Raw genomic sequence first — 20,168 nt, 5'->3', positions numbered from 1 at the left:
ACCGACTGTCCCACGGTTTCGGGCCGGTCTCGATGATGCCGCCGCGACATCAATCAGAGATGGCCTAGCCGAAGTCCGCGCAGGCTCGACACGATTTTGTGCAAAGCCATTTCCAGTTCGTCATCCGAGATCGTCAATGGAGGCGAAAAGCCGATCGCGTTGGCGCCCTTCATCGTCGTCGAAACCCCGTGCTCGAGGAGCGTGTCGACAAGCCCGCCATCATCCGCGTCGAGCTGCGATCGATCAATTTCCAGCGCCAGCAGAAGTCCCCTGYCCCTTACACCCAAAAGCGATGGTTCAATGAGTGCCAGATCTGAGACACGAGCGCGCACCACATGTTCAAGATGGGCAGCTCGATCGGCCAGACGATCTCGAAGGATGATGTCGACGGTGGTCAAGGCAGCCCTTGTCGTCATCGGGTTTTTCTCATGTGTGTAATGTCCGAGAGAAAGTTCGGGTGCGATATCGAGCGCTTTATCCGCAATAACCGCTGCGATCGGCAATATGCCTCCCCCAAGCGCCTTTCCGAGCACCACGATGTCCGGGATCGTTCCGAACTGCTCGAAGGCAAAGAAGGTGCCGGTCTTGCCAAGGCCCGACGGGATTTCGTCAAAGATCAGCCTGGCGCCGGCCGCATCGCAAAGTCTGCGTACCTCGGGCCAGAGGCCATCTGGTGGCACCTGACAATTGGACCGCATGGGCTCGGCGATCACCGCTGCTATGCCACCGTCCGTCTCCTCCAGAGCGGCTCTCAGATCCGAAATCATTGCGTCGGCACCGCCCTCGCGCCAGTAGGGGCGAATATGCACCCGATCAGGCAGGAAACTGCCAAGGCGAGGATCGGGGTTGGCGCGCGACAGTCCGAAGGAACCGAACCCATGACCGTGATAGGAGCCTTCCAGCGAAATGGTAGCACTGCGTCCGGTGGCGACACGGGCGAGCTTGATGGCGATTTCGATCGCATCCGAGCCGCCGGTCGCCAACAGGACCTTGGCCCTGCCGCCAGGCCATTGCCCGACAAGACGTTCGGCCAGCAAGGTCGCCGGTTCGTTCGTGTACCGGCGCGGCGCAAACGGCAATGTGTCAAGCTGCGCTTTGAGTGCGGCGACAAGCTCCGGATTGGCGTGACCGATATGGTGCGTCGTATTGCCATGCAGGTCGATAAAGCGCCTGCCGTCAAGATCCTCGATCCAGACGCCGGAAACCCGCTTCAGCGTCGCAAGACAGGGGCTCGATCCCTCCTGATGGAAGAAACTGTCGGCGTCACGCGCAACGAATACGGCATTGGCCGAAGGACCGTTGTCATCGTGTTCGTGGTCCATCAAAAGGTTCCTCCCATGCCGGTCACTGTCAATTGCGTGCCGTATCGTTTGTCTGCGGCAGGATCGGCTGCCAGCCCCTGTGCGCGCCGCGTGCTTTTCTCGATCCACCAGACGGTCCCCATGGCCAGAACCGAGACGGCGAGCAGGCCGACGCTCTTTGCGGCCGCATAGCCATAGCTGGAATCCTGCGCCGCATTGAAGATCGCGACCGATGCAAGCTGGACGTTGCCGCTGACGAGGAAGATGATCGACGACAGCGTCGTCAGGCCATCGACGAAGACGTAGAGTACGCCGAGGAGAGCTGCGATGCGCAGCATCGGCAGCGTCACCTCGTAGAAGCGTCTGATCATGCCGGCGCCCAGGCTCTCCGCTGCCTCGTCGACCGCCTGATCAATGCGCTGCAATGCGGCACGCGCAGCCAGCACGCCGACATAGAGATTGCCGAACATGATGTTGATGATGAGGATCGCCTGCGTGCCGGACAGCGACAGCGCCTTGATGCCGAAAGGTGCGTTGAAGGCGATGATATAACCGACGCCGAAGATGATGCCCGGAAGGATTGCCGGGATCATCGCCTGGAAGGCGATCATATCTCCGAAGGGCGCGCGCATCCTTTCGGCAACATAACCGATCACAAGTGCAAGCAGCCCGCCGATCGGCGCGGCAACAGCCGCGATCCGCACACTGTTCCAGACCTGTTCAAGACCGCCGCTTGCCGATCCGTAATTGGTGCCGGCAAAACCGGATCCGATCCCTTCCGGCGTGAAGTAGGCAAGCGTGAAGCTCCAGTCGACGCCCCAGATACGCGTCACAGAGCCCAAGATGACGACGCCATAGATGGAGAGGATGAGCACGCAGAAAACACCCGCAAGCCCTGTAAGACCTGCCCTGACGAGGATCGGCTGAAATACTTCGGCTGGCGTGCCCGCATCGGCGCTGACATAGCGCTTGCGTCGGCCGATCTGCTCGAGCGCCAGATAGAAGATGAGCGACGGGACGATCAGCCAGAGGCAGATCGCCGAGGCGAGCGGCGTATTCTGGAAACCGGTGATCTGGTCGTAGATGACGCCGGCAAGAACTGGCGTATCGCGTCCGAGGATCATCGGATTGCCGAAATCCGTCAGGCTCTGGATGAAGACGAGCACGATCGCCCGCTTCAGGCCGGGCCAGCTCAGCGGGAAGGTGACATTGAAAAACAGCGCCAGCCGGCCGGCGCCGAGCATCATGGCCGCCTCCTCCAGCCGCCCGTCCTGGCGCCGCATGACATTGTCGAGAACGATCAGCGTCGTTGGCAGGAAGGATAGCGTCTGGGCTATGACGATGCCGAAGGGTCCATAGAGATTGAAGGCGTCCGCGTCGGTCAGACCGAGCGTCTGGTCGAGCAGGGTAAAGGTGATGAGCCCGCGCCGACCGAAGAGCATGGTGGTCGCAGTCGCCACCAGCACTGGCGGGGCGACCAGCGGCAGCAAGAGTATTGTTCGTGTGAGGGCGGGCCGGGCGATGCCGCCGCGATTGAGCCCGTAGGCGATCGCATAGGCGATCGAGACCGTGAAGAGGACGGAAACCGCGGCCAGCCAGAGGCTGTTGAGGGCGGCCTTGCGCAGATAGGGATCGGCGAGGACGCCAACATAGTTGTCGAGCCCGTAGCGCGCGGCTTTGGCGGTGCGCAAAAGATCGAATTCGGAAGGTGCCATCTTGTCGCGCACGGCAAAGGCAAGCGCTATGCGCTTGTGCAGCATGATCTGGGCGACCGGAAAGGCGGTTTCAACAGCCGCCCGGTCGGACGGCGAGAGGCTCGAGAAAGCCTGCTCGATCGCTGCCTGCTGCTGGTCGAAGGGCTGATCCGCGCGCCAGGTAATTTTGGCGCCGGCAAGCTCGTAGGCGGTCGCAGTCGCCTTGACACGTTCGGCCTGCGTCGCGTCGGCGACCCATTTGTCGATTGCCGCCTGCCGTCTGTCAGGCGGCAAGAGGGCGATGGCATCCTGCGTCATTTCGGCGAGACGCCAGGGCGGCAAGGGACCGGAATTGTCAAAGCTCTTGATGAGCACCAGCGTGACAGGCACGACGATGAAGGTCAGCAGCAACAGCATGACGGTCACGGCTGCCGCAATTCCTGGAAGGCGGCGCAATAGATGTCTGTTCATGAGATCGGCCGATCGAGGAGAACGAGCTGCGCAAGATCGGGCTTGACGGCAATTGCAGCATGGCGCTGAAGACCGGCCCAAGCCGATGTCGAGGGCTGCTCGGCGATGAGCTTCAGATTGTCCGGGCAATTAATGAGGACACGCAACGTCGAGCCGAGAAAGGTGACGCCTTCGACCGTGCCGCAAACCGCACCGGGATCATCGAACCCACATGGCAGCATATGCTCGGGGCGGATCATGATGGTGAGGGTCTCACCGTCTGCGATGCCGTCTGGAAGGGCAAAATGCCACAAGGCGTTATTGACGGCAAAACCGCCCTTGGCAGCCGTGCCATTGAGAGTATTCGACACGCCGATGAAGTCGGCGACGAAGCGCGAGACCGGCCGATGGTAGATTTCGTTCGGTGTGCCGATCTGTTCGATGCGCCCGGCACGCATGACGGCGACCCGATCGGACATGGCGAGCGCCTCCTCCTGGTCATGCGTCACGTAGAGCGTCGTGATCCCCAGCCGATCAACCAAACCGCGAAGCTCGGCCCGGAGCTTGGCGCGAATACGGGCATCGAGTGCTGACATCGGTTCATCGAGGAGCAGGATTTCCGGCTCGGCTGCAAGCGCTCTGGCAAGCGCCACGCGCTGCTGTTGGCCGCCGGACATCTCGTGCGGGTAGCGGTCGAGCAACCGGTCGATTTCGACTATTTCGGCGAGCTCCCTCACCCGTTTACGGATTTCGCCGCGCGGACGACCGGCCATGCGGGGGGCAAAGGCAATGTTCTGCTCGGCGGTCTTGGTCGGAAAGAGCGCGTAGGACTGGAAGACGAAGCCCATGCGACGCGCAGCGGGCGCCAGATAGGTGACATCCTCACCGTGGCGCAGGATCCTGCCACCGTCCGGTGCGGCAAAGCCCGCGATCATGCGCAAGAGCGTGGTCTTGCCGCAGCCGGAATCTCCAAGCAGCGTGACGAATTCGCCAAGCCCGATCTCAAGATCGACGCGGTTGACAGCGGTAAAGCCACCGAAGCGCTTGGCAAGACCTTCCACGACCAGGTGCGGCCCGTCTCTATCGACGGGTCGCTGGCTGGCAATATGATCGGCGCGCTGAAGCATCAGCCGCCATTCAGGAAGCGAGCGGAAAATTCCTTGCGGAACTCATCCATGTTGACCGGACGGCGCATCGTCCAGGTGCTGACCTGATCGAGATCGACGAGACCATATCCCGGCACGGCGGTCGCGCCGACCAGTTTGCCGAGGACTTCGGCCGCATCCTTGCTAGCCATGAAATCGAGGAAGAGCTTGGCCTCGTCCGGATGCGGAGCACCGGCGAGAAGTCCGCCGCCCTCGCTGGTATTCGGCGTGATCCGGCCGAAGACGATCTCGACAGGACGTCCGGCGGACTTGGTCGCATAGCAGGTCGTGTCGTAGGAAAGCCCGATCGTCACCTCGCCCGTCCCGGCAAGCTGGGCGCCGCCCGAACCGCCGTCGGAATATTGGTAGACATTCTCGTTGAGGTTTTCGACGAAAGGCCAGCCGAACGCATCGACAAAGGTCGTCAGGATCGCGCCACCCGTGCCGGACTTCATCGGCGACGGAAGCGAGATTTCCTTCTTGTAGACCGGCTTGATCAGGTCTTCCCAGGTCGTCGGCATCGGCAGATGCTTTTCGGCAAGACGGTCGCGATTGACCACCATACACATCGTTGTTGCGAAGTAGCGGGTATAGAAATTATCCGGATCGCGGAAACTGTCTCTGATGTCGGTGCCCGCAGCCTTGTAGGGTTCGAAGGCGCCGGCGTTCTTCAGCTGCTCGAGCGCATCGCTGTTGACGAGATAGATGAGGTCGGCCTGGGGGTTGCCCATTTCGGCGATGGCGCGCTGGGCGATCGGCCCCGTCGATCCGGAAACGACCTGAAGCTTGATGTCGGGATATTTGGCGCTGAAGGCGGCCGTCAGCGCGTTGCTGACATTTTCAGAGGCGTTATAGATGACGAGGTCGCGGGCTTCGGCCTGCGCCGAGAACAGAAGAGCGACGGCACCCGCCGCGGCAAATTTGAGTGTGTTCATGTCGGTTCTCCAATATTTTTGGCGAGACGGTGGAAATTCGAAATGCCCGGGAGTTGCCGAGCTGTTATAAGTTTGATCTATAGTTAAGATGCATGAATTAAGTGACACTTATTTGACGATGGATATCCCACGATGAATTTTTCGCAGCTGCGAGCCTTCTACGCCGTCGCTCAGCACGGCACTTTTTCCGCCGCCGCCCAGGCGCTCAGCGTCAGCCAGCCTGCGGTTACTCAGCATGTGCGGGCGCTTGAAGAGGCGATCGGCAACAGACTGTTTCACCGGCGCGGCTCTGGCGTGGAGCTGACGCCCGATGGTGTCGATCTGCTTCCGCATATCCATCAGATTATCAAGGGATTGGAAGATGTCGCCGCCAGGATCGAAGGGGGCAAGGAACTCCGCGCGGGGCATCTGACCATCGGGCTCTGCAGCCCGCATGTCGCAATGCCGCTTATCCGCAGGTTCCGCATCACTAGGCCGGGCATCCATATCGAGACGCGCATGTCGAATACCAGCACCCTGCTCGATCTCGTGTCCCAGCAGCGCGTCGATGTCGCCGTCGTGACCCTGACCGAGCCCCGCGACGATCTCTACTGCCATCGCCTGGTGGGGCAGGAGGTCCTGGTCGTCGTGCCGGCCGATCATCGATGGAGTGGGCGAGATGCGATCGGAATCGATGAACTCCAGGACGAGCCCTTCATCCTGCGCGAGGCGGGCTCGATGACGCGACAGATTTTCGAGCGCGCCCTTGCCGACAAGAACATCCGCATCCGTCAGGAATTGGTGCTGGCAAGCCGGGAGGCGGTCAAGGAAGCCGTCGCCAACGACCTCGGCCTCGGGATTGTTCTCGACAAGGAACTCGGCAACGACGAGCGTCTGGTCGGGCTGAAGATCGCCGGTGCATCAGTCGCGGCAAGCGAGTATCTCATTGCGCATCCCGAAGTCAGCGATCTCGGCGCTGTCAGGGAATTTATCTCATCGGCACAGCACGGCACCACAGCGGAGTTGACGGGCTGACCGGATTGTTCCCGGAGCTCGGCTCTTCTATCAGACAGGGCCCGGCACCGCCGGCCTCACTCTCGTGCCGCGTCTGACCGAACCAATCGTGCAGGCAAACTGTGCCAGACTTGTGCTTTGGTTGGTCGCCGCCACTCGCCGCCTTCAGCAGGCTCTCGGCCTGACGGATTGCCTTGTCGATGCGTTCGACCACTCTGCCATGCATCGGGTTCTTCTCGGCAATCGGTCGGGCAGACCTCAAAACTTTAAGAATGAGCTCCAATCGTTTCTGCATGTCATCTCCATGCGAAAGGAAACCGGTTTGGAGCTTAGCATTTCGGTGCATTGCGGCGACCCTATGCTTTCGAGGGTGTCGCCAGGATATGCCCACAATTCGGCAGTGGAACCGTATCGCCTGCATGAATGTTTGCTGCCCTCACCTGCCCGGCCGCACCAGCGACCTGGCGATATCGATGATATCGTCTCGCGAGGCAGTCGGGTCCTCCCTGTTCCAGGCGACACCGAGCCCGATCTTGAAATCGATCCCCCTCACCTTCTTCAGCTCGAACCCGCGGTTCGGCAGTTCCTGCGTCCATTCCGGCACGAAGCCGATGCCAAGACCGGCTGACACCAACGACACCAGCGAGAAGGTGTTGTCGCAGGTATAGGTGACATTGTCGGTCAGATCATGCTCCTCGAACTTTTCCGCAAAATAGCGCTCGCTGTAGGAGAGGTTCTGACGGGAAAAGGAGATGATCTTCTMGGAGCGCAGATCCTCGAGATCGATCTCGCTCTTGAGTGACAGCGGGCTCTCCTTGGCGACCGCCAGTAGGTAGCGCTCATGGGCAATCGAGAAGAAGCGCAAGGAGCCGATATTCTCCACCGGCCTTATGAAGCCGAGATTGATGCGGCCTGCCTCGATATGGCGGATGATGTCATCGGTGGTGCCGCTTTCGATATGCATGCGGATATCGGGATATTTGCGGGCAATGCGTGACAGGACGATCAGAAATCCCACGGGCACAGGAGATTGAGAGCCGTCGTTTCGAAACCCTTGAGATTGCGTGTGGCCAGCCGTCCGCCATTCACTCGGGCGACTGCAGCGATCATTGCATCAGGTGCTGACATTGCGCGTCCTCGACGAACCGCCTCCGCCATGATTTCCCACAAGCGAGGGCGGCTTCTTCCGTCAGCCCAAAGATCCGATCGGCAAACCGCGACGCCACTCTACAAGACCCTGTTCCAGACGATCGGCCCGTTGGTCCGGTCTGATCTTCTGGATACCGAAAGCGATCTCGGCGATTGTCACAGTTGGCAGGGCCAATTCGGCATCGAACGAACCAGCCAAGCCATGACAGCTTCGTCTGGAGCCTTTCTCAAACTCTCGGAGACGATGTTGGTATCGAGAAATATCAAAGCTCGATGCCTTGATGAGGATGACGATTTTCACGGATGACAGCATCCAGATCGATGTCCGTGGCAGCTTCTGCATTTATACGCGAATAAAAACTAGAAGCAGGCTCGCGCCCCGCCTCACGCGTCTCGTAGGCCTCAAGCGCGCGTTCAACCACTTCGGCAATCGAACGATTTTCACGGCGTGCTAGCCTGTGAGCTAGATCCCTTGCCTTGGAGCTTCGGACAGAGAGTTGTGATGCGGCCATTGTGATGGTCTCCTTTTGGCCAAATATAAGCCATTGGCCACCTGCCATCATGATGGCACCTGATGGCTTGCCATCGAGTAAATCGGGACACGCCGAACGACAGTACACTGCAACCTGCACACCTTCATCATTTAATATTTGCCAAACCGCGAGCCCGTTGCTGGTCGGGTCAACGACGTGACCCAAGCCTAGTTGACCTTCGACAAGGCTGATTTTCGACCTTGAGCGCTGGTAAAGTACGGTCTTGCCGATCTTTACACGAGCGGCAGCTTCACGAAGATTGGGGCCGGATGCCAGATACTGAAGGGCTTTCGCGAGCTTCTCCGGTGTTATCACCATCTAGCGACCATCGCGCCGGCCTCGTTTCTCTGAGGCTTGCAGGCGGGCGCGGGTTCTCTCCCGGATAAGATCGCGCTCGAACTGCGCCAATGCCCCGAACAGATGGAAAAACCAGGCGCCCGCTGGATGTCGTGGTGTCGATGTTTTCGGTGATGGAGCGCAACCCGACACCCTTGGCTTCCGGCTCGGCGATAATCTTGATGCGGTGCTTCATCGATCGGCCGAGGCGATCGAGCTTCCGGACCGTGAGCGTACCGTCCCGGAGACAGCGAATGGCATCGGCCATCCCAAGCCGATCAATCTTCACGCCGGATGCCTTGTCCTCAATCGGGCGGCCGCTCACGTGACGCGGTCGGTTCGAGAGGCGCAGAAGCCCCTGAAGGATATTTCGAAAGCCTACCATGCAATCATAGAGGCCAGAGAGAAAGGCGAGGACATCGCCAAGGCGATCGAGCGCCCCATTCAGTGGCCGGCCTTCCCATCCGCGGACCTTTCCCGCGATCGACCTGCTCGGTGTTTTTGGACTTCCAGAAGAATCGTGAAAAGTGCCCACCTATAGTAGACGTTTTGACCGTGACAGCTTATTGTTTACTTCGTCAGGGTTGGGCTTGTCATCTGCTGGGAGGGGTATGCTGTTCAGCAGCAGCTTGGTACTGCCGCTTTATTGCTCGCAATGACATCATCGTGAATTTGGCCGTCGTGCCGAAACAGTCGTGATTGGACCAGTGGTTCACGCGTGCTGCGCAGCGTCTGTGATTGCGATCAGGTCTTGCGGTGACCTGGCTGTTCGAGACCCGCCTCCCACGTACGAACAGGCCTGGCCCCTCCCCGGGGGCCGACCCTTATCGGCTGATTGCGCGCGAGAACGGCTTGCGCGCCCTTGGCCTCTCAAACGGCGGACCGGCCGTTATTGCTGTCCAGGAAAGCCTCGCAGACGACATTTCATATCTGATCGACTCAGATTGTCGCGAAGAACTGTTTCGTGTCCGGAAAGGGGTTGTCTCTCGTCGAAGCCTGATCGTTGTCGCTCGCTACCAGGGCCGATCGGTCGACAAATCCCCCTACCCTCGCGCAGGAGCAATAGCCATGAAAGCGAATTGCTGGGTGCAGTACTCGGGGGAGATTGCCGACGATCTGAAAGGACAGATCGCGGCGGCTCTGGCAAAGGAAGGCATCGTGGTTGTCTCGGCGCATGACAGCGATACGGGATCACTCGGATTGTGTTTTATCGCGCCTCCTGCTGGGGCATTAAAAATCCTGTTTGGCAAGGACGCGGACTACGTCATCGCAGTCGTCCTGAAATCAGCCAATACTTCCAGAGCTGAAGGCTGGGACCTGCTCCGGGCCGGAGCAGCCGACGTCATCTACTGGAGCGATCTCGGGAAAGTCGCGTCCCAGATCAAGGCCCGCTTCCAGCGAAAATTGTCCGTCGATCAGCTTTTTGAAAAATCCGTGTCAGGGAATGTTGTCGTCGGCAATAGCCACAAGTGGCGCGGCCTTCTGCGCGACATTGCCGAGACCGCCCATTTCGGCGACACACCGATCCTGCTGATGGGCGAAAGCGGCACGGGCAAGGAAGTGACGGCAAGGCTTGTTCACGACCTCGATCCACGTCCTCAAAAGCGCGACATGGTGATCCTCGATTGCTCGACCATCGTTCCGGAACTATCCGGAAGCGAGTTTTTCGGCCATGAGCGCGGCGCCTTCACCGGTGCGCTGAGCGACCGTCAGGGGGCATTCGCGCTCGCCGATGGCGGCACGCTGTTTCTCGACGAGGTCGGCGAACTTCCGCTTGCGCTGCAGGCCCAGCTGCTGCGTGTCATCCAGGAGCACGCCTATAAGCGTGTGGGTGGCAGCACCTGGCATCGCACGCGTTTCAGGCTGGTCTGTGCCACCAATCGCGATCTTGGCGACATGGTTGAGCAGGGCACTTTCCGCGCCGATCTTTATTTTCGCATTGCCGGTTTCGTGACGCGCCTGCCGCCGCTTCGCGAGCGCACCGAAGACATCATCCCGCTTGCCCATTATTTCATTCGCAAGATGTCCGGCACGAAACGCCCGCCGGTGCTCGATGATGCTGTCTGCCGATACCTGATGGAACGCAGCTATCCGGGCAATATCAGGGACCTCCAGCAGGTCATCGCCCGCCTCATGTATCGTTGCGCGGATGACGGCATCATCAGCATTGGCTGTGTGCCGCGCAACGAGCGCCCGGTCGATCCGGCAAGGCTCCAGGACTGGCCGGACGACACATTCGAGACCCTCATCCAGCGGGCGGTTCTGCTCGGCGTCGGACTGAAGGAAATCGGACGCGCCGCCGAAGAATGCGCCATTCGATGCGCGACCCGCCTTGAGAATGGCAGCCTGYAAAAAGCCGCTCAAAGGCTCGGCGTCACCGATCGAGCCCTGCAGATCCGGCGAGCCCATACGCGCGACCTTCCAGATCGACGACTTGATGACCTCAGACCTATCAACTGATCGTTTCGGTCATCGCATCGATGGCGCCGCGATAAAAAGTCCGCGCGATCAGTTGCATGTCGTGGATGATCGGTGACAAACGATAGCGGCAGGTTCCTGCCGCTATCGCCAAACAGGTGCTCCATCGATCGAGGCCTAGCTATCGAACCGGCGGAGGTTGTTCTGGCGCATGATCTTGATCAGCTGGGTGGCGTAATCAGGGCCCGTCGCATATCCAGCCTTGTGGATCTCGCGCGCAAATGCCTCCGCATCGCCTTTCACAGCGAGAGCCTTGGCATAGCGCTTGTTGCGCAGGAAAAAGCGCGCGTGCTCGGTAATGCTTTCCTCGAAACTGTTGTATCTGGCGAAGGCAGCCTGGATGGTGACCCATTGGCCGTTGACATATTCCTTGGTCGGCACGGTCACGCTGCCCGCCGGACCCTTGCCCTTGATACCGAAGAGATTTTTGGCCGAGCCGATCGTGTGTTTGCCCCAGCCCGTTTCGACGATCGCCTGGGCCACCGTAACGGAAGCCGGCACTCCGGTTGCAACCATCGCCTTGCGAGCCCTGACACCGACGAATTCGATGAATGCGGGATGACTCAGCGATTTCAGGTCATCCGGTTCGTCGGATGGAGCCGGCTGCGGGCCTGGCTGCGGCGATGGTCCGGGACCGGGCGAACCGCGCGTCCGCAAGAAGGCTGCTCCCTGAAGGCGCTCCTTCCAGTGGGTGATGGGAACGTAGTTGTGGCGTCCATCCCTCGATGGCAGAACGATCGCGTTGGCAACGCCTTTGTTGCGCAGGGATTCGGCCAGCTTCGTGGTGGGCGACCCCTTGATGTAATAGATGAAGCAACGCGCACTCGGACGCCTTCTGGCCCAATCAGCCCAGAAACTGTCGTCGCCGCTGTTATAGGTGCAATCGAACCCCCAGCATTCACGCAGGTTCGCCAGCGCCTTGTCGCTACCGCCGGCAATCCGCCGCATCGGCGAACCGCCACCGCTGTGGCAGGCCAGAATGAGATTGCCGAGCGCAGACGGCACGCCCTGCCCCAAGACCCCCAGGACCTGAGAGAGGAACTTGTCCAGTCCGCCGGCCTTCACCAGCGTCCCGGCCTCCGAACGCGACCCGAGCGTCGGGGCGACCAGCACGATGTTGCGATCGCTGTCGTTTATGCCCTCGCGGAAGGCGCCATAGGGCACGCGGCTGGCGTTCCAGTATTGATCGATCGTGAGCCGACGGTTGCTGTCACCCTTGTGGCCGTGCAGCCAGAGGACGATGTCCGTGGCGCGGCCGCTGACAAAGCCGTTGGGAACGAAGATGCCGGTTATCGGCTCGGCCCTGATACCGAACTTGTCGACAATGGCGAGATCGATCTTGGTGTAGAGCGTCGTACCCGGCGGTACATGCTCGGTCCTCGTGACCGGTGGCACGGCGACGCTGGGCAGCGGCACGACGGACGGACCGGGTCCCGGAGAAGGCTGAGGTTGGGGCGAAGGTCCCGGCCTGATGGATCCGCCCGCGTCTTCGGCGCGGATGATACCGTAGAACTTGGCACCCTTCAGGCGGCCATTTGCATCGATCGGCACCTTGACCATCAACACGGTGCCGTTCAGGCCCTTGTTGCCGCCGATCGCCAGCAGGTGATCGGGCTTGACGGCGACGACCACGTCGCAATGACCGGGATCACCCGGTTTGACGCTGTCATAGGTGACCGGCCTGTCACGCCAGTTGCAGATCAGGTCGCCCGGTCGCGGCGCGATCTCGGTCGGACGGTAGGCCTTGAACGGATTGTCGTTGTTTTCCGCGCGATTCTTGCGCGCAGCCGCAAAATAGACCGAGTGGGAGGCTGCATATTTGAAGGCGCTACCGGCCCCGGCCTTGCGCATGACCCAGCTGATGAAGGCAGCACTCCAGTAATGTGCCTTCTGGAAAGCCGGAGAGGCCAGCTGCGTCGTGGTGTAGCTGATGCCGAGCCCTGTCTTCCAATAGTCCTGGAGCATCGGCAAGGCGCGAGGCTGTGTCTCGGAGAGCTTGCCCTTGTCCCAGAGGTCGAATTGCTTCTGGGCGATGCTTGCCGCATTGGCCGCAATCGTCGCGGCCGGCAGCGGTGCGGGCCCCGGAGCAGGTGAGGGTTTTGTCTTCTTCGGCGCCGGCCGCTTGCGACGGCGCTGCGGGTGATAGGCCTCGATATCGAATTCCAGTTCGCCGGGAGCTGCGCCGTCGGCGGGTGGCGCCGCGGAGCCAGGCGGCGAGGGGTCGGGGGCCGGCGACGCGGGTTCTGCCGCAGGCGGGCCGCCCGGGCCGGGGGCACCCGTGGCGCCGGCCCCACCCGGCCCTTGTCTCAGAGCAGCCTGGGTCTCGGGTCCGACGAGACCGTTGACGGGCAGTCCTTGTCGCTCCTGGAAACTGCGCACCGCGCCGCGCGTGGCCGCCGACATGACCCCGTCGACAGGCAGACGAAGTCCGAGCTGATCGTTGAGGCTGGATTGGATCCAGCTCACGAAATCGGACGGCATGCCGCCTTCATAGGGGACTGTGGGGGCAATAATCYCATCCCGCCACGGATTGCGCCAGCCGTGATAGCCACGGCCGAAATGGCGCTGGCTGTGCTGCGTTGCCCACGGATGGCGTTGTTGTGCGCCGCCTCTGCGGGATGGCCCGGAACCACCTCCTGGTGTCCGGAAGGACGAACCCGTCTGACCACCGAAACGGCCCTGCCCCGTCCGAAACTGGGGACGGGGGCCCGATTTCCGCAACGGTATGCGAGACGTCATGCGATAGCGCGATGGAGGACTGTACGCCGGGCCGGGCCGCATCGAACCTCTCCTTCCGCCTCGGCCACGGAATTCCTCCTCCATATCGGCTTCGTTTTCGAACTCGTGCTCGAAATATTCCATTTCCAGTTCCGGGCCGAAGGGCTCGGGATTGAAGCGCAACAATCTGTCCATGGCTGTTACTCCTGGATTTGCAAGGCTGGTTTCTGTCGCGTGCAGGCAGTGAGGAGCAGATGCAGGGCGACAAGCCCCACTTCTATGTCTGCGAGCCCGTGGCTCGCGTTCAAAATGAAGCTGACGAGGGCTCGACCGCCCCGACGTGCACGATGGAGAACGGTGGCAACCCCCAACCAGCCGAGTGCCGTGTGCAGTCCGGTGGCCTTCATGCGCGCCGGCAGGATTAGGGTCTGGACCGGAAAAAACCCGCCATGGGCCGCCAGGCCCAAGCTGCTCAGCCCCTGTCGAAACGATGAGATCACGTTGATCAAGCGCTGGCGAAGCGTTTCGCCATGCCGTGCGTTGATCATCAACGCTCGCCGCGCCGCTGCAATGTCCGCCTGGGAGGGCGGACTGCAGTGCACGCGCGTCTTGCTGATCGCCTTGAAGCGTTCGATGAGCGAGCGGCTGCCGCCGATCAGGGCAAGTGGCACCCCGAAGCCCTTGGCAAGCGAGGCGACACGGATGAGGTGCGGGTCGGCCAGCTCGAACCATGCTGGCGTGCCCGCCCCGCCGATGCCCAGGGGACGGGCGGCACTTGCCTGTCTGCCAAGGATGCCAATTGCCTGTGTGTCGTCAAGGACGAGCCATCCTTTGCGTTGTCGGACAAGATCAAGATAGTCCGGTAGCGGAGCTGGCTGCCCCGTGAGCGGGTTCAATCCATCCACGAGCACGAGAGGCCTCCGGTTTGCCGACCGCAACGCAAGCGAGGCCCGAAGCGCGCTGCGATCGTGGGAGGCGAAGGCAAATTGCGGCACTCCGCGTGCGCCAACGGCGTCGGCCGCCCAGTGCGCGATGGGATATGCGCCGCTATCCCTATGGATTGTAATGTCGTCGGCAAACATGTCGAACAGGTCCCAGAACAGGTGAAATGTCGAAGGGCCGATCGCAACCGCGCCGCAGCCGAGAAACTCGGCGAGCGCGGATTCGAGGTCTTCGACCTCCCGCAGGGAGCCGAGCGCCGCCGGGCGCCCGGTTGTCAGCTGCCGCCACGGCCGCAGCGCGCCATGGTCGTGGGTCAAGCCCAGGTAAAGGGCCGAAGTAAAGTCGGGCATGGTCCTGCCCTACTTCTCGGCGAGATATTTCTGGGCAGGGCGCAGYGGCTGCATTTCCTCAGGCGAAGCAGCAGACGAACCGATCGTGCGCATGCCGCCCGGCCGCCGTCCTGGAGAACCGCTGTGCTGGGCCAACAGGCGTCGCTGCAGCAGCTTCGACGGTTGGGTGAGCCGTCCTGCGCCATCCTGCGCCTCGGTCGTCTCGGCGCCAAGATCGACACCTGTGACGGCCTGATAGCCGTGCAGATAGCGCTGGATCTCGGGTTTGCAGCTCCGGGCCCAGTTTTTGGCCTGCTCTTCGATATTGTTGATATCGACCCAATCCCCGTAACGGATGGACAGCAGGATGCGCTCGCCCGTCACGGCCAACTCGTGGAAATGCGTGATCGACGTATCGGACCAGCCTTGCAGCTTCTTCATGCAGTCGACCGCACCCATCCACCCTTCCTGATAGGGTACCATGTAGCGGCCGCGCAAGAATTCGCGCGTCTCGGGTCGTGCGAGCATCCATTGATTGATCAGCATTTCACCGCGCGCGGTCCAGGTCAGATCGCCGAATTGATTATGGGCACCTTCGGCGAGAATAAGATGAACCTCCTTCAACGCGTTCAGCAGCGGGAAGGCATCAGCGATAACGGTCGTGTCGCGATCTTCCCGATAAAACAGGCCGGCGCGATACAGCAGATTATGGAACGCCTCGATGAATTTGGAACGCGTATCAGCCGGAACCATGCCGCGGACCGCCTTGCCCTGCAGGATGAGACCATAATGATGTTGGTATTCATAGGCACGGCGCGACACCGTGAGGCGATTGTGCTCGTCCTGGATATAGCCCCAGAGAAGATTGTTGAGCGGTCGCAGCGGATCGAATTCCAGCTCGCCCAGCGGATCTTGCGGTGAACTGCGGCGGTTCTGGAATCGCAGGGCAATCGCGTTGATCGTCTGGACCAGCATGCCCTCCTCCAGCCAGTAGGACCAGATCAGCTCTAGCATGCTGGGAGCGGTGAAACGGTGTTTCAGGATGCCTTCGCCGAACGGCGAAGTCTCCGGTTTTGCCGGATCATCCCTATCCAGGCTGATGAAGGCTCGAACGATGCGTTTGAGATAGGGCAAAGCCACGGGCTGTCCGTCGGACGTCCTGAGATAACTGCGCAGGCGCCTTTCCAGACCGCGCGCGGTGACGCCCTCCCGTTCCATGCGCACGTCTTCATGTTCGGCGCTGAAAATGTCATCGCTTTCGCCGAAGGCATCGCGTTCACGGATCGCAACGCCGCTTTCAAGCGTCAAAAAAGCCTGGGTTGCGAGTTTGAGAATTCCGTATGCGTGTGGACCGAACACACCGAGCGACTGGCGTCTTCCATCTACGTCCAGATCGCTGAGTTCGCGCTCCACCGTCTGGACCGCCTTGTCGAAACCGCCCTTGTCGACCAGCAGCGTGTTGATGAAGCGTTGATAGCGGGGAAAACTCATCGCCGACGTGCGATTGCGGATCGCCGCCCAAAGCGCTTGGTCGGGCGTCGGTGAAGCCCCCGAACGCTGCAATGCCACCTTCGTGGGCAGATCGTGCCTCGCCGAGATTTCGATATCGCAGCTATTCTCCAGGATGTCTGGGAGTGCAGGCAGATCGGAGTAGCGCTTCAGCCGCCTGATATTGGCAGGAAAATCCTTAAGCCGACGCATCGTGACAGTCAGGACATGCTTTCCGTGAAAGACGTCCGGCACCTTGAACTGATCCGGGTTGTCGAAAAACTCCAGCTGATCGTCATTGAGGAGGGTTTTGCCGTCAAGCGTGAACCGGTATTCGTAGAGACCATAAAGTTCGGGGTGCGTGCCTATGTCCACATCTCCGATCTCGAGGTGATTCAGCAAGACGCCAACATCGACCGGCAAACCCTCATGGAGCTTCGCGGGTGAATAGATGATACGGCAGTTCCAATCGGTCTGCGAAGAAGTGGCTACGGATGTCATGCTCGTTACTCCAGCGTCAGATTGCAGGGATGGTTTTCGGTTGCCGGCCGGGCAAACCAGTCCAGACCGGGACGACATTCAATGTGCTTCCTATGGCCCAATGGGTCAGGAGCCGCGCCAGCAGCTCGCTCTCGTCCTCCGGGCCGAGACGGCCGTCCGCCTTTGCCTGACCGATGGCGGCAAAGACGAGCGATGGCGGCGCGCGGTACATTTGCGCGGGTTCGCGCCGCCACGCCTGAAACAGGGCGCCCAGTCGTTCCGGGCGGCGGTCATGTGCCTCCAGCGCCTCGGCTACTGATCGTCCTCTGAGTGAGGCCGGTCGATGACCGGCAAGGAGCTCGGCAAAAGCCGGCAGGCTTGCCTCCAGCCGAAGGATCAGGTCCCGCTGGGCGCCCGAGAGCCTGTCGAGCGGATAGTAGCTTTCCCAGACCCGGGCCACGCGTTGCCATTGTGGATGCGGGTTGAGCGCGTCGCCGATGGCGCAGCTGAGCTTGACCCGGATCCAGGGCATGGGGTGCGGATCGTCGACATTGAGCCGGAACACGAACGGCCGCGGCAGGCCGACCACACCGATCAAACCCAGGGTCGACACGATCCCGAGACGGGCGATCGACCAGAAATCCGAGATCACCTCGGAAACCCAGCGCTCCCAAAGGTTCCAAACCACCGGATCGTTGGAGCGTTCGGCCCTTTGGCGGATTGCTGGCCGCAGCGAGGCGACAAGTCCGAGAAGTTCGGCCCCCTGATGTCCCACCTCATGGATCAGCGACGAGGAAATACCGCTGCTGATCATGCGCTCGCGCGGAATGCGGATGATCGAGACCGGGTTCTCACCGCCACCAGGCAGGCGTGTGCGGGCGCGTCGGATCGCCGCCCCCACGCCCCGATCGAGATAGCAGATCACCGGAGGCGCCCTGTAATATTGCGGCAGCGCCAAGGCGTCGGAAGACACCGCGTCGAGGCCCGAAAGCCAGACGCCAAGCTCGTTCTGTCCGCGTTGCGCGAGCACATGGTCGAACAGATCGAGCTGTGACAGGACCGCATTGAAGCGCAGCCTGAGAAAGACGAAACGTTGCTGTGCGTCGGATGCCGGAACCCGCCGGCCCGGGCCGTTCACCCAGACGATGAACTGACGAATTCGCGCCTTCAGTTCGCTGCGCCCCTTGGCGAGAAAGCGTTCGATCGCGAGCTGGGCCGTGGGCAGGAAACACGCCGCCGGCACCATCGGCTGGTTGAGCACGAAGGGCTTGAGCCGGGCGAGCCTGGTGAGCAGAGCCCTCGCCTCCTGTTCCAGCATCCAATGCGCAAGGGGAGCGGCGGACATGGCTCTTACGCTCCAATGAGAATGATCGAGTGGCCGCGCCGAACCCAGCTGCCGCTTTTTGCGCGCCCGTGGTGCCGTGGACCTGGCGTCGACAAAACGAGACCTGGTGCCCTGGCCTGGATGGCGGCCGCAAGAGCGCCGGCAGCGCTGCCGCCGTGAGCCTGCCCCGGCGAAGCCTGCACGAGGTTCTTGACCGCCTCGCCTGCAAGATCGACGAAGCGTCGCGCCACCTCGAATTCACGGTCCTCATCGCTCAATCCCTCCAGTTCAAGGCCAAAGGCACGGCCGGCAAGTGAAGCGGCCTGGCCACCAAGGCGCGCGCCCTCGGAACCACCGATTGCCCCACCGAGTGCTGCGCCGGCCTGCGGCAAAAGCTTGCCAGCGGCCTTTTTGAGCATGCCGACCAGCGCCTGGCCGTCGCTCGACTTAATGAAGCCACCCAACGCGTGGCCCGCCTTCTTGATCAGCCCGCCAAGGAAATATTCGAGCTCGGCCTCGTTGCCGACCTCCAGCAATTCGCTGGCGAATTCCATATTCTCCATCTCGCCGAAGACGGTCTCGGCTTCGCCGCTCCACGCCTCCATCTCGTTGAATTCGAACTGTTCGGCTTCAAGCTCGCGTTCCCGCGCGCCGAGTTCAAGGCGTACGCGATCCAGATCATGCATCGAATTTCTCCATAAGGTTGTGCCGTGTTGGCCGGAGGCCTGCGGACCGCAGTTGCACTGACCCGCGGACTCGCCGCATCCGGTGCAATGCATGGGACCGCTGCCCGAGAGCCTTGCCCTGCGGCGGGCGCGAAAATTGCCGTCGGCGGGCCTGAGCGATGTTGGCATCGCAGCCTCCTCTTTGAGGGTTCCCGGCCATCAGATGCCGACGATAACGATATTGTGTCCCTGGCGATGCCAGCGGCCGTTTTGGGGACGATGATGGCGGCGACCACCGCCGGCGCCCGACAACAAACCGGGTGCGAACCTGCCTGCGGCTTCCGTGACGGCCGCCTTGGCGGCTGCCGTCGGATCACCGCCCTGAGAGGACGTCAGCACCTTGTTGACGGCATCGCCGGCCATACGCACAAAGTTCTTGGCGCCTTCGAATTCACGATCCTCAGCTTCCATCTCGGCCTCCAGGCCCAGCGCATTGCCGGCTGCAGACGCAAGTCCGCTACCGATCTGCGCGCCGAGCGGACCGCCGACAAGACCGCCGAGCGCGCCACCGGCGAGGGGAATAGCCTTCTTTGCCGCGCTCTTCAGGAACCCGCCGATCGCCTGGCCAACAGGCGACTTCACCGCCTGGCCGATGGCACGACCGGCACTTTTAATGAGATTGCCGAGAAAGAGATCGAGTTCGGCTTCGCTGGTCACTTCGAGGAGTTCACCGGCGAGTTCCATCACCTCGGCTTCGCCGAGAGCTTCGGATTCGGCTTCCCATTCGTATTCGCCGCTCCATTCAGCCTCCGTCTCGCCATCTCCTTCGGCCTCCCATTCGGTTTCGGCCTCGCCTCCCCATTCCGTTTCGGCTTCATGGCCCCATTCGGCCTCCGCCTCGCCGCCCCATTCGAACTCGCTCTCGAAAGCTTCGTTCTGCGGGCTCAACTCGAATGCATCCCTTACGAATGCTTCCTTCTCGAAACCGTTCATCGTCATGCTCTCCAGTTTTGAAACTCGTTTCGCCGGCGCGATGCCTGCGGTGACAAAGAGAGCTTCGCAACTTCTGTGCCAAATCTAACCCATTGATTTTATTGATTTCATTATCGAGAGGCACCGAAACAGCTTTCGCCGTCGGTCAGGTATCAACGGATTCTTGCGAAAGTATTTTCGGTATGGACGAGGGGATCAGCGGATCTGAAAGGGGC

The 20,168-nt window shown here is 61.2% G+C and carries 14 protein-coding genes and 3 pseudogenes; 2 read left to right on the top strand and 15 right to left on the bottom strand.

Annotation, left to right across the window (positions count from 1 at the left end):
- Window positions 1-53: 53 nt before the first annotated feature.
- Genes AC1D35_RS27625 through AC1D35_RS27610 form a run of 4 tightly spaced genes read right to left on the bottom strand, consistent with a single transcriptional unit; the run spans window position 54 to window position 5,525 of the window.
- The gene (locus AC1D35_RS27625) at window positions 54-1,322 is read right to left on the bottom strand and encodes an aminotransferase class III-fold pyridoxal phosphate-dependent enzyme (RefSeq protein WP_477941089.1); all 1,269 of its coding nucleotides are present in this window, start codon (window positions 1,320-1,322) and stop codon (window positions 54-56) included.
- On the bottom strand, window positions 1,322-3,466 hold the full coding sequence (locus AC1D35_RS27620) for an ABC transporter permease (protein ID WP_477941087.1): 2,145 nt from the start codon (window positions 3,464-3,466) through the stop codon (window positions 1,322-1,324). Before AC1D35_RS27620 ends, AC1D35_RS27625 begins: the two co-directional genes overlap by 1 nt.
- The gene (locus AC1D35_RS27615; protein WP_477941086.1) at window positions 3,463-4,572 is read right to left on the bottom strand and encodes an ABC transporter ATP-binding protein; all 1,110 of its coding nucleotides are present in this window, start codon (window positions 4,570-4,572) and stop codon (window positions 3,463-3,465) included. Before AC1D35_RS27615 ends, AC1D35_RS27620 begins: the two co-directional genes overlap by 4 nt.
- Complete coding sequence (locus tag AC1D35_RS27610; RefSeq protein WP_477941084.1) at window positions 4,572-5,525, bottom strand: extracellular solute-binding protein; 954 nt, start codon at window positions 5,523-5,525, stop codon at window positions 4,572-4,574. Before AC1D35_RS27610 ends, AC1D35_RS27615 begins: the two co-directional genes overlap by 1 nt.
- A gap of 132 nt (window positions 5,526-5,657) precedes the next feature.
- On the opposite strand from AC1D35_RS27610, the gene AC1D35_RS27605 reads away from it, so the two are divergent.
- Entirely contained in the window at window positions 5,658-6,539 is an 882-nt protein-coding gene (locus AC1D35_RS27605; protein ID WP_477941082.1) for a LysR substrate-binding domain-containing protein, read from the top strand.
- 415 nt (window positions 6,540-6,954) lie between these two features.
- Here the strand turns inward: AC1D35_RS27605 and AC1D35_RS27600 are convergent.
- The 5 genes and pseudogenes from AC1D35_RS27600 to AC1D35_RS27580 all read right to left on the bottom strand — a co-directional run.
- Window positions 6,955-7,518, bottom strand: a pseudogene (locus AC1D35_RS27600) (LysR family substrate-binding domain-containing protein); the annotation flags it as partial.
- A 5-nt stretch (window positions 7,519-7,523) separates the two neighbouring features.
- Window positions 7,524-7,934: pseudogene (locus AC1D35_RS27595) on the bottom strand (PIN domain-containing protein).
- On the bottom strand, window positions 7,931-8,179 hold the full coding sequence (locus tag AC1D35_RS27590; RefSeq protein WP_477941105.1) for a type II toxin-antitoxin system VapB family antitoxin: 249 nt from the start codon (window positions 8,177-8,179) through the stop codon (window positions 7,931-7,933). Before AC1D35_RS27590 ends, AC1D35_RS27595 begins: the two are co-directional and overlap by 4 nt.
- Window positions 8,180-8,518: 339 nt before the next feature.
- Window positions 8,519-8,689, bottom strand: a complete 171-nt coding sequence (locus tag AC1D35_RS27585; protein WP_477855548.1) for a recombinase family protein — start codon at window positions 8,687-8,689, stop codon at window positions 8,519-8,521.
- 25 nt (window positions 8,690-8,714) lie between these two features.
- Window positions 8,715-8,804 (bottom strand): annotated as a pseudogene (locus tag AC1D35_RS27580) (recombinase family protein); the annotation flags it as partial.
- A gap of 800 nt (window positions 8,805-9,604) precedes the next feature.
- Between AC1D35_RS27580 and AC1D35_RS27575 the strand changes: the two are divergent.
- The gene (locus tag AC1D35_RS27575) at window positions 9,605-10,996 is read left to right on the top strand and encodes a sigma 54-interacting transcriptional regulator (RefSeq protein ID WP_477941080.1); all 1,392 of its coding nucleotides are present in this window, start codon (window positions 9,605-9,607) and stop codon (window positions 10,994-10,996) included.
- A gap of 135 nt (window positions 10,997-11,131) precedes the next feature.
- Here AC1D35_RS27575 and AC1D35_RS27570 read toward each other — a convergent pair whose 3' ends face one another.
- The 6 genes from AC1D35_RS27570 to AC1D35_RS27545 form a co-directional block, all read right to left on the bottom strand.
- A complete protein-coding gene (locus tag AC1D35_RS27570; protein ID WP_477941079.1) occupies window positions 11,132-13,927 on the bottom strand; it encodes a DUF2272 domain-containing protein in 2,796 nt (931 codons plus the stop codon).
- 5 nt (window positions 13,928-13,932) lie between these two features.
- Entirely contained in the window at window positions 13,933-15,024 is a 1,092-nt protein-coding gene (locus AC1D35_RS27565; protein ID WP_477941077.1) for an aminotransferase class I/II-fold pyridoxal phosphate-dependent enzyme, read from the bottom strand.
- A 9-nt stretch (window positions 15,025-15,033) separates the two neighbouring features.
- Window positions 15,034-16,992 carry a hypothetical protein gene (locus AC1D35_RS27560; protein WP_113509950.1) on the bottom strand — a complete coding sequence of 653 codons (1,959 nt, stop codon included), beginning with the start codon at window positions 16,990-16,992 and terminating at the stop codon, window positions 15,034-15,036.
- A 16-nt stretch (window positions 16,993-17,008) separates the two neighbouring features.
- Window positions 17,009-18,316 carry a hypothetical protein gene (locus AC1D35_RS27555; RefSeq protein WP_113509951.1) on the bottom strand — a complete coding sequence of 436 codons (1,308 nt, stop codon included), beginning with the start codon at window positions 18,314-18,316 and terminating at the stop codon, window positions 17,009-17,011.
- Between the two features lie 5 nt (window positions 18,317-18,321).
- Window positions 18,322-18,981 (bottom strand): hypothetical protein, encoded by a 660-nt coding sequence (locus AC1D35_RS27550; protein ID WP_477941074.1) that lies wholly within the window; start codon window positions 18,979-18,981, stop codon window positions 18,322-18,324.
- Window positions 18,982-19,179: 198 nt separating this feature from the next.
- Entirely contained in the window at window positions 19,180-19,953 is a 774-nt protein-coding gene (locus tag AC1D35_RS27545) for a hypothetical protein (protein ID WP_477941073.1), read from the bottom strand.
- Between the last annotated feature and the right edge of the window lie 215 nt (window positions 19,954-20,168).

This window comes from Rhizobium sp. P1_E6 (assembly GCF_056405875.1).
Note: the sequence above shows the minus strand (reverse complement) of the source record. Positions and strands in the feature narration are given on the sequence as shown.